This window comes from Bradyrhizobium sp. BRP22, assembly GCF_020194175.1.
Classification (GTDB): Bacteria; Pseudomonadota; Alphaproteobacteria; order Rhizobiales; family Xanthobacteraceae; genus Bradyrhizobium.
The window spans coordinates 1-9,495 of record NZ_JADYVX010000077.1 but is presented as its reverse complement, the minus strand read 5'-3'; the positions used below and the strand labels follow the sequence as shown (position 1 = coordinate 9,495).

The window sequence follows — 9,495 nt, the reverse complement described above, 5'->3', positions numbered from 1 at the left end:
GCTCAGCACATCACGGACCAGCGCCCGAATCTTCCTCAGCGGATGGTTCAACGGCACCCGCGCTTCGGGCGAGATGTACGAAAACAACCGCCCCTGATCCACAAATGCGCCCCGCATGCGAGCACCCCTCTGATTCGCGATAAAAAATTGAATCAGTAAATTGTCGCTACCGCGAGGGGTTTTTCAGCAGACTGCTAGAGGGGCGAAGTTATGGGCATGCCACATCTAATGCTTCCAATCGAGGTATCGACGGACCTGATGAGGCATCTCTCGCCAGATCGCGCGCAGGCAGTAGTCGAGACCATTCGAAACTCCTCACCATCTCTTATAGGCCAAATGACATCCTTGAGGCTCATTCTCGGCGCCGATGTGAACGCAGTCGCTCTTGAGGACAAAGTGCCGAGTTCAGGCTCCAAAATGGATCGCTACGACTGGTTCTTCTTGGTCGAGCGCATCCAAAAAGATTCAGACCTGGCCGGATTAGTGGCGCTTCTTCGAACCATGGGTGGATGCGCCGCACTTGTGAACTTCAAGAAGGTCATAACAGATGTAGAGGAAGCGATTCTGGGCGAGGCCGTTCAATCGATTGTAGAAAACTACGGAGAACGAATATGAATGGCCCTATGAAGTACGATGAACTTAGGAAGGCCCATGCCGGCGAAGCCCTCACCAACTGGATTACTGGTCATCAAGTCTTGTTCGTACTCTGCCGTGAACTCGAGCGCAGCCTCAAACTAATGGAACGCGCTATATCGGCCGACAATCATGTGGCCGTTGCTCGTCAGTTTCAGCGGCTCTCATCAATAACCAAGGCGTGTGCAGTCGCGTTCAGGTTGCCGGCAATATGTCCCGGAACGACTACGAGAAACATGTGGTTATTCCGATGCTCAGCGTGGATGAGGCCTTCACAGGCCTTTGGGCTCGCGACCATTCCCCGATGTTGCGGCAACTGTGTACCACTTTTGCGAAGTTACGTGGCTTCGAAGCGGAACGAGCAGCCTTAAGAATGCTGACGGCCGTGATGGTCAAGCAACACGAGCGCGTTTGCGAGCGCTTTGCGAAGGGCCGCCCCAGTCTGAACGCTCAAGCCCGAAGCGAAATGGCGACGGATCATCCAGAAGGCTACCTGCGTATTCGTGAGCGATTTGGACCGCGCCACGTACAGTTGATCGACTCGTAGCGAACATGATCGGCCACCTGGAGTGAGCAACATGCTCCCGATCAATGGTTCGCCGAACTAGGCGCCGTTTGGCTGCCAATGAATAAGCCGGCGTCAGTCAACGCGTTTACGTAGGTCTCGTGATGGTGAAGGTCGTGCTTGAATTGCTCAAGGCTGTCGAGTTCATCATGCCAATTGTCTGCTGATAACTCTCCTTTGAATGTCGATCTCAGCATCTGCATGATGGCAGCTCGTTGCTCGACTGGAAGCTTGGCCATTGCCGACTTTAGATATCCACCCGGCACAAGTTTTACTTCAGTTGAGGTATAAACACCGGCCGCACGAACAGCGTCGATCTGGATCGGTAGGCTCCCTGCAATTCGGGAATATCCACGCGCGATAGCGATGCAATGCGAGAAAGTAGATCGATGCGAAGAATGCAAAATAGCCGTCGATCGGAAGAGTGCGCGCTGGTCTTTTGTCGGTGCGCGGCGTGGTAATGTTGTTCCAAGTTGGCATACCTACGATAATAGGATCGGAGGGCTGGTACGAACTTTCCAGATATCGGGCATGATCTACGGTTGCAATTATCTCGAACCCGATATTTGGATTTAGGCCTAGCATTGCTCCAACTGAAGCAGATAGGCCTTCTCGTAGCGCGCGATCCTGGCTCTCCAACCGGAAGCGGTATCCATCACCATTCTTCACGACCTTGTAGCTGTCATCGATGCCGCGAGCCTTGGGGCCCTTTGTAATGTGGGAGTTATAGACTTCATGGTCATAAGTCTCCTGCCACATGATGATGCCGTCAGCGCCGGCGTTCTTCAGGCTTCTATAATGCCGTGACGTCAGCGCCATCGTGCAAAACAGTACTCTGTTTGCGACACTTCCGCCCATTATCTCCCTTACTCGTCGAACAAGGACGGGAAGCTGATCTCTTACGAATTTTACATCATCGCCACCCACAAGTTCGATGTGCTGGAAACCCTTCGCGAGTAGGTACTCGACCTGCACAAGAATGAGCCGCTCTTCCAGGCTTAGCCGGCGCATCTCATTGTTGTCGGAGCGCCAGCCACAGAAAGTACAATCAGACGCGCAGCGATTTGTTACTTCCACGGGTGCCATCGAAACAACCAGGCCGCCATAAATCCTGCGACGGACAAGTTCGGATTTTGCAAGAACTTTGTCGCGAATAGCCTGGAACTCGGTTGAGTGGATCGCGTTCACAAGTGAATTGAGATTCGCGTAGCTGAGTGGCTCGCTCTCCGCTTTCTCCAGTATTGCCTCGACTTGCGGCAGTGTCGGGATGTCATGATTCTCGGTAAGGTCGATAAAACGCTCGCGATCGACTTTATACATGATCCCCGCCTTGTGGAGGCAAATACTGTCTTCGGCCAGAGCTACGTTCTTGAATATTTCGGCAAGCGCAAGGCGGGTTCCCAGTTATAGTAGTAACGCACCACGCAGGACCAGCAGCCGCCGAAGATTCGTAATTGGGATGGAAGCATCGCGTGGCTGGATCCGTCTAGTACCAAATATTGTAGCATTGAGGTCCGAAGGAAATGACCAGCTGTGCCGTGGAAACTGCCAGGAGAAATCGCCCTTCGCAGTCCTTCGACATCGCTCGTGTCGACATTCACTCGAGATCGTGCTTTCTCGCCGCAAAGCGATTTCAACTGTTCCTGCTGCGGCCTCTTTTTTCCTCGCGGGGCGAGGAGCTGGAGGTCAGGCCTTTGCGCCACGGGATGCGCCACTGTGGAAGGTTCGAGGCCTTACAAGGAGAACCAAGAATCCTTGCAAGTCCGACCAGCATAGTCGATCCCAACTATCTCCCGCCAACCCATATTGAATGACCTCCTCCCCGGGAAATCCTCCCTCCGCAAAATCCTTCAATTTGTCTCACAGGGCCTGACGGCGAACACTTATTGAGCAACGTGTCTTCCGTCAGCGTCGAGCCTTGCAACCGCTTTACGAGAGCGCGCGGTTTCGTCGCGCCTCAGTAGAAAATGACTGTTGCAAACGTCTAGGTTGTATGCAACCGTAGGATTGGGCCTGAGAAACCCAAGATAGCATCAGTGGCCATCAATGGGCCAGCGTATAACAGCCCCGTTCGGTGGGACGGTGCGCCCATGTCGAAGGGGCACCCCAAAAGCACATTGGCCGTTCAGGATTACGGTTTCTGAACCCCGCGGGCACTGATAAGTTCAGGGGCCGGTCATCATGAGTCAGGAACAGCAGAAGCCCGTTCCCGAAGATCATACGTCCGTCACCAGGGACGAGGAATCGGCCGCACGAGGGTTGCAGCGCGATTTGCAGGATCGGTTGCAGCTGGCGCACGACGAGCCGGTCAGCGAGCCCGTCAGCGACAGCGCTCCCCATCCCGAAACGCCACGAGGCTCCGTCCGGATGGTTCGCCGCCTGCTCAAGGTCGGCATTGGCCTTGCCATCGTCGCCCTCTTCGGATGGCTGCCGCTCAGGGCCGTGTTGCAGACCTCGAGCGTGGAGGCCGTAGTCAATGCCAGGATCGTGACCTTGCGCTCGCCGATCGACGGCACCGTGAGCGCGAGGCCGCAGAAATCCACGCAGCTCAGAGTGGTTCGCGAGGGCGATGCGATCCTTCACGTCGTCAACGCGCGCGGCGATCGCGCGCGGCTCGATGATCTCCGGCGGCAAATGTCCCGGTTGGAAAATGAGCGCCCGAGTCTGGCCGCCAAGCTTGCGGCCGCCGAGACGGCGCAACAGGATCTTGCCCGCCAGGCCAGCCAGTTCCGTGACGGCCGCATCCTCCAGCTCGAGGCCCGGATCGCCGAAATCCAGACCGCGATCGAGGCCGCCGCCGCACGGCGGGAGGAGGCCGTGGCCGCCGTCGAGCGGGCGTCGTCGCTGATCAAATCGGGCAGCGTGTCGACGGTCGAAATGGCCCGCCTGACGCGCGAGCAGGCGATCGCCCAGCAGACCGAAATCGGCGCTCGACGGCGCCTCGACGCCGCCAAGGTCGAGCTCACCGCGGCAAGGAACGGCACCTATCTCGGCGACAGCTACAATGACCGGCCGAGCTCCGTGCAGCGCGAGGAGGAGATGCGCCAGCGCGTCAGCGACCTGCGCGCCGATCTGGCGCATGCCGATGCCGAGATCGACTGGCTGACCCACGAGATCGCCGCCGAGCAGCTGCACTACGTCAAGCGGGCCGAAGCCGACATCAAGGCTCCGGTCGGCGGCCGCATCTGGGAGATGATGACCTCGCCCGGCGAGGACGTCAGGGCCGGGCAGCCCTTGCTCAAGCTGCTCGACTGCAGCGGCGCGGTGGTCACGGCGAACGTCACTGAGAGCGTCTACAACGGGCTGAAGCTCGGTGAGCAGGCGAGCTTCGAGCCGAACGACGGCAGCGCCGCGCTCCAGGGCGAGATCGTCAATCTCACCGGCGCGTCGGGCGCGCCCGCGAACCTTGCGATCAATCCGGATGCGCTGAACAAGGAACCCTATCGGGTCACTGTCTCGATGCCGGCGCTCGACACCACGGGCAAGGATTGCGCGGTCGGCCGCACCGGACGTGTGGTGTTCAACGCGGACGCGGCAAAGTCATGATGGCGGCATTTGCGCCCGGGCTGGTCACCTTCGGCGCCTGTCTTGCAATCCTGCCCCTGCTCCACCGCGAGCAGACCCTGGCCCGCGTCATGATGACCGGCATGTCGTTCGTTCTGCTGGTCCACTATTTCGCGTGGCGGGTGACCCACACTTTGCCGCCTCCGGGCCTCACCGCCGACGCGCTGGTCGGCTATCCCTTCGTTGCGGCCGAGGCGGCCTCGATGATCGCGGTGTGCCTGTCGCTGCTGTTCCTCAGCCGAAACATCGACCGCTCACCCGAGGTCAATGCGATCCTGCGTCGATCCAGAGCGAGCGCGGCTGCGCCGCTCGTCGACGTCTTCATCTGCACCTACAATGAGGAGAAGGCGATCCTGGAGCGCACCATCATCGGCGCGACCGGGCTGAACTATCCGAACTACCGCGTCTGGGTGCTCGACGACGGGCGCCGGCTCTGGCTGCGCCGGCTCGCCCAGGAGCTCGGCTGCAACTATCTGGCCCGCCCGGACAACCGCCACGCCAAGGCCGGCAACATCAATCATGCGCTCCAGCACGTTTCCGGGCTGGCCGAGCGGCCGGATTTCATCTCGATCCTCGACGCGGATTTTGTCCCGATGCCGGATTTCCTGACCCGGGCGATGAGCCTGATGCAGGACGGCAGCGTCGGCGTCGTGCAGACGCCGCAGCATTTCATCAACCCGGATCCGATCCAGACCAATCTCGCGGCGACCGATGTGTGGCCCGACGAGCAGCGCTTCTTCTTCGATATCCTGATGCCGGCCAAGGATGCCTGGGACACGGCGTTCTGCTGCGGCACCTCGTCGCTGATCCGCTTCTCTGGCCTGATGCAGATCGGCGGCTTCCCGACCGATTCGGTGACGGAGGATTACCTCGTCACGCTGCGCCTGAAGGAGAAGGGATTGCGCACGGCCTATCTGAACGAGCGCCTGACCATCGGCCTCGCGCCGGAGGGACTGAAGGAATATATCACGCAGCGCGGCCGCTGGTGTCTCGGTTTCATGCAGATCTTCCGGGGCCGCAGCGGGCCGTTCTCGCGGCAATCGAAGCTCGCGTTCATGGACCGGCTGTCGCTGGTCGACGCCTTCATGAGCTGGGCGGCGGTCTATGGCACCAAGGTTTTCGGCCTGATCGTGCCGTGGCTTTATCTGCTGTTCGGGATCAAGGCGGTCCATGCCGACTTGTTCGAGCTGCTGAAATATTTTTTGCCGTTCTATGTCTGGCACGCCTTCACGATGGCCTGGATCTCGCGCGGCCGCTCGCTCGCGATCATGACCGACGTGTCGCAATACATCGCGGCGCCCGCGGTTTTGAAGGCGGTCGTGACCGGCCTCGTCAAGCCGCAGGGCCAAAAGTTCAAGGTGACGGCCAAGGGCGGCGACCGCAACCGCCGCTTCATCGAATGGCCGTTGCTGCGGCTCTATGGCGCCGCCCTGCTGATCACGCTGCTGGCGATCGCCTATGCCTTCATCCTGCATCTGCGCGGCGACAGCATAGCCTATGGCGGGCTGGCGCTGGCCTGGAGCCTGTACAATTGCGTCGTGCTCGCGATCGTGTGCTTCATCTGCATCGAGCAGCCGAGGCGCCGCAAGGCCGAGCGGTTCGAACGCGACGAGCCGATCCTGATCCATCAGGACAGCGAGATGCGCTTGATCCGGATGGCCGACATCTCGATCTCGGGCGCGCGCTTCATCGATCCCGTCCCGCCCGCCATCGGTTCCCTGATCAAATGCAATGTCTACGGACAGAACGTGGCCGCGACCGTGGTCCGGCGCACCCGCGACGGCTTCAGCGTCCGCTTCGAGGACACGGTGGCGACGCGGGTCAATGTCGTGCGCGCATTCTATGCCGGCGAATATGTCCGCGCCTTCCAAGGCGTGCGTGCGGCGTCGGTCGGCAAGGCCCTGCTGATGCGGCTGTTCGGCTAAGAGCGGTATGAGTAATTTTTCCGGCGGCCGCACCGCCTTGTTGGGTGCGACTCTCCTGAAAGAGCTATGGGTGAGTAGGCTGGGGGAATCTCACCCCCAGCCTCTCGCAGAACGGTGCGTGAGCCTCTCGGCTCACACCGCTCCCATCAGGCAAACGTGCTGGTCATACCGAGCTGCCAGTGGACGAACAGGCTCGCGTGGTCCCGGACCAATCGTTCCAGAAAGCGGCTGGTCCTGACTTTGTGAGCTCTGAAGCGCTTGTATTTCCGCATCGCCCACGCCAGCACCGTCTGGTTGACGTACCGGAGCATCGGATGCAGCGCCGAAGGCGTGTATCGTCCGTAGTATTCAAGCCAGCCTCTGAGAAGCGGATTGAGCTCACGGGCGATGTCGGCCAACGAGACTTGCGTGCAACGACGGAGATGCGACCGAAGAAAGCGGGGACGACGGGGACGGCGATCTGTTTCGGGCCAGGCTGGATCAGATCATCAATCTGAAGCACGAGCTGGTGCAGCTCGGGACCAAGGTCGACTGGGACTGGATCGATCGCGAGATCGTGCCGCTCTACAACGAGAAGGGCCGGCCGGGGATCGAGAGCCGTTTCGTCATCGGACGCTGTTGCTCAAGCACATTTACGGTTTGTCCGATGAGGCCGTCTGCGAGCGCTGGGTCTATGACCCGTATTTCCAGCACTTCACCGGCTTTGAGTTTTTCCAGCACGAGTTCCCGCACGAGAGCTATGACGGAAACTGGGTGATGACGACCTGAGAAAGGCGGCGTATCGAGGCGGGTGATGAAGCCTGCCAGCAACCTCCAAAGGAGCGATACGCCGTGAACGAGACTACCAATGTTTTTCCTCTGCGTCAGCCCGATCAGATTGCTGATCCATTGACGGATATTCTGCGTGCCGGAGCTCGCGAACTGATCGCCCGCGCTGTCGAGATTGAGTTCACTACATTCCTGGAAACGACGAAGCATCTGGCGCTGCCGGATGGTCGGGCGCGCGTGGTGCGGCATGGATAGGGGCCGGCGCGCGAAATTGCCACCGGCATCGGCCCTTCGTGATCGCCCGTCCGAAGGACCGCGACCGTGGAGCAAGCGGGCCAAGCGACAGGATCCGGTTTCAGTCGACGATCCTGCCGCTCTGGGCCCGCCGGGCGAAGAGCTTGGACGCGTTGATCCCCGCGCTCTATTTGCGGGGAATCTCGACCAGCGACTTCCAGGAGGCGCTTTCGGCCTTGCTCGGCAAGGACGCGCCGAACTTGTCGCCACCGGTCATCGCTGGCCTGAAGAAGGACTGGCAGGCCGAATACGAACGTTGGCAAAACCGCGACCTGTCGGCGCGGCGCTACGTTTATGTCTGGGCGGATGGCGTCTATCTGCAAGCTCGCATGGAGGACCATGCCGAATGCATCCTGGTGTTGATGGGCGCCACGTCTGAAGGAAAGAAGGAATTGATCGGCTTCCAGGTCGGGGTACGCGAGAGCGCACAAAGTTGGCGAGAATTGCTGATCGATCTGCGCAAGCGCGGCTTGCAGATCGGGCCTCAGCTTGCTGTCGGCGACGGCGCTCTCGGCTTCTGGCGGGCGCTCGATGAAATCTTCCCCGGCACGCAACATCAGCGATGTTGGCTGCACAAGGTGAACAACGTGCGCGACAAGGTCGCCAAGTCCGTGCAGCCGGCAATAAAGAGTGATCTGCGTGACGTCTACCTAGCGCCGAACCGGGCGGCCGCTGAAACAGCGATTGATATCTTTGTCGAGAAGTACGGCGTCAAATACAAGCGGGCCGTTGAATGCCTGATCAAGGATCGCTCGGCTATGTTGGCGTTTTATGACTTCCCTGCCGAGCACTGGTCGCATCTGCGCACGTCGAATCCAATCGAGAGCGTCTTTGCCACGGTCAGGCACCGGACTGTGCGAACGAAGGGAGCGTTATCGCCACACACAGCAAAGTTGATGGTCTTCAAGCTCGTCGGCGCCGCATCTAAAACCTGGCGACGGTTGAAGGGCGCAAATCAGTTGCCGAAGCTGATATCCGGGGTAAAGTTTGCGGACGGAATCGAAGTCATTCCGACCGCTGAAGTCCGCGCCGCCTGATCGGACCGCGTCACCCAAAATCCCTTATCGCTCTCCCGCACGAGCGCTCCGACCTCAGCCATTGGCGCAAGCGGCTCGCCAGCAAGCTCGAGCTCTTGCTGGCCGAGAGCTTAAGAGTGGCGCACGAGACCGGCGCATTGCGGACGCGCGATCCGAAGCGGGTGACGGTGGACACCACCGTTCAGCCCAAGGCCATCACCTTCCCAACCGACGCCAAGCTGGTGCATGCGGCGATCAAGGGGCTCAATCGTCTGGCTCGCCAGCACGGCCTTAAGCTGCGGCAATCCTATCTGCGCATCGCCAAGCGGGCGGCGATGATGGCCGGACGCTATGCCCATGCCAAGCAGTTCAAGCGCCACCGAGCGCAACTGCGCCTGTTGCGCACCCGGCTCGGCCGCCTCCTTCGGGACATCCGCCGCAAGATCGAAGGCCAGGGCAGGCTTGAGGCTGCCTTCGAGCAGCCGCTTTCGCGCGCCACGCAGATCCGCTCGCAAGAGCAGCGCCAGCGCGGATACAAGCTCTATGTCCCTCCATGCGCCAGAAGTCGAATGCATCGGCAAGGGCAAGGCCTCAGCGCCTTATGAGTTAATGGCATGGACCACGCCCGCTCTCAGCGGCAACGTGCAGCCCGGCGGGGGGCAGCAGCAGGAGCGCAAGCCATGTCGAATACGAACCTTGTCACAATCGGCATCGATCTCGGGAAGAACAC

At 60.1% G+C, this 9,495-nt stretch carries 7 protein-coding genes and 4 pseudogenes; 7 read left to right on the top strand and 4 right to left on the bottom strand.

Annotation, left to right across the window (positions count from 1 at the left end; all coding sequences use genetic code 11):
- Nucleotides 1-117, bottom strand: a pseudogene (locus tag I6F35_RS39110) (IS5/IS1182 family transposase); the annotation flags it as partial.
- Nucleotides 118-345: 228 nt separating this feature from the next.
- On the opposite strand from I6F35_RS39110, the gene I6F35_RS39105 reads away from it, so the two are divergent.
- Nucleotides 346-615, top strand: a complete 270-nt coding sequence (locus tag I6F35_RS39105) for a hypothetical protein (protein ID WP_225122897.1) — start codon at nt 346-348, stop codon at nt 613-615.
- 229 nt (nt 616-844) lie between these two features.
- Nucleotides 845-1,180 carry a hypothetical protein gene (locus tag I6F35_RS39100; RefSeq protein ID WP_225122896.1) on the top strand — a complete coding sequence of 112 codons (336 nt, stop codon included), beginning with the start codon at nt 845-847 and terminating at the stop codon, nt 1,178-1,180.
- Between the two features lie 41 nt (nt 1,181-1,221).
- Here the strand turns inward: I6F35_RS39100 and I6F35_RS39095 are convergent, their stop codons facing one another.
- Together I6F35_RS39095 and I6F35_RS39090 are read right to left on the bottom strand one after the other, a co-directional pair.
- On the bottom strand, nt 1,222-1,437 hold the full coding sequence (locus I6F35_RS39095; RefSeq protein ID WP_225122895.1) for a hypothetical protein: 216 nt from the start codon (nt 1,435-1,437) through the stop codon (nt 1,222-1,224).
- 37 nt (nt 1,438-1,474) lie between these two features.
- On the bottom strand, nt 1,475-2,518 hold the full coding sequence (locus I6F35_RS39090; RefSeq protein WP_225122894.1) for a radical SAM protein: 1,044 nt from the start codon (nt 2,516-2,518) through the stop codon (nt 1,475-1,477).
- Between the two features lie 861 nt (nt 2,519-3,379).
- Here I6F35_RS39090 and I6F35_RS39085 point away from each other — a divergent pair.
- Nucleotides 3,380-4,744: an HlyD family secretion protein gene (locus I6F35_RS39085; protein WP_225122893.1), complete on the top strand. Its 1,365-nt coding sequence runs from the start codon at nt 3,380-3,382 to the stop codon at nt 4,742-4,744.
- On the top strand, nt 4,741-6,687 hold the full coding sequence (locus tag I6F35_RS39080) for a glycosyltransferase (RefSeq protein ID WP_225122892.1): 1,947 nt from the start codon (nt 4,741-4,743) through the stop codon (nt 6,685-6,687). Before I6F35_RS39085 ends, I6F35_RS39080 begins: the two co-directional genes overlap by 4 nt.
- A gap of 146 nt (nt 6,688-6,833) precedes the next feature.
- Here I6F35_RS39080 and I6F35_RS39075 read toward each other — a convergent pair whose 3' ends face one another.
- Nucleotides 6,834-7,085, bottom strand: coding sequence for a group II intron maturase-specific domain-containing protein (locus tag I6F35_RS39075; RefSeq protein ID WP_225122891.1), 252 nt, complete (start codon nt 7,083-7,085; stop codon nt 6,834-6,836).
- A 24-nt stretch (nt 7,086-7,109) separates the two neighbouring features.
- Here I6F35_RS39075 and I6F35_RS39070 point away from each other — a divergent pair.
- The 3 pseudogenes from I6F35_RS39070 to I6F35_RS39060 all read left to right on the top strand — a co-directional run.
- Nucleotides 7,110-7,422: pseudogene (locus tag I6F35_RS39070) on the top strand (transposase); the annotation flags it as partial.
- 96 nt (nt 7,423-7,518) lie between these two features.
- Nucleotides 7,519-8,786 (top strand): annotated as a pseudogene (locus tag I6F35_RS39065) (IS256 family transposase).
- 35 nt (nt 8,787-8,821) lie between these two features.
- Nucleotides 8,822-9,371: pseudogene (locus tag I6F35_RS39060) on the top strand (IS5/IS1182 family transposase); the annotation flags it as partial.
- Nucleotides 9,372-9,495 lie beyond the last annotated feature (124 nt).

Excerpts from the sequence above, each read along its gene's own strand:
- I6F35_RS39100 (WP_225122896.1), top strand. The coding sequence starts at position 845 with ATGTCCCGGAACGACTACGAGAAACATGTGGTTATTCCGATGCTCAGC.
- I6F35_RS39095 (WP_225122895.1), bottom strand. The coding sequence starts at position 1,437 with ATGGCCAAGCTTCCAGTCGAGCAACGAGCTGCCATCATGCAGATGCTG.
- I6F35_RS39090 (WP_225122894.1), bottom strand. The coding sequence starts at position 2,518 with ATGTATAAAGTCGATCGCGAGCGTTTTATCGACCTTACCGAGAATCAT.
- I6F35_RS39085 (WP_225122893.1), top strand. The coding sequence starts at position 3,380 with ATGAGTCAGGAACAGCAGAAGCCCGTTCCCGAAGATCATACGTCCGTC.
- I6F35_RS39080 (WP_225122892.1), top strand. The coding sequence starts at position 4,741 with ATGATGGCGGCATTTGCGCCCGGGCTGGTCACCTTCGGCGCCTGTCTT.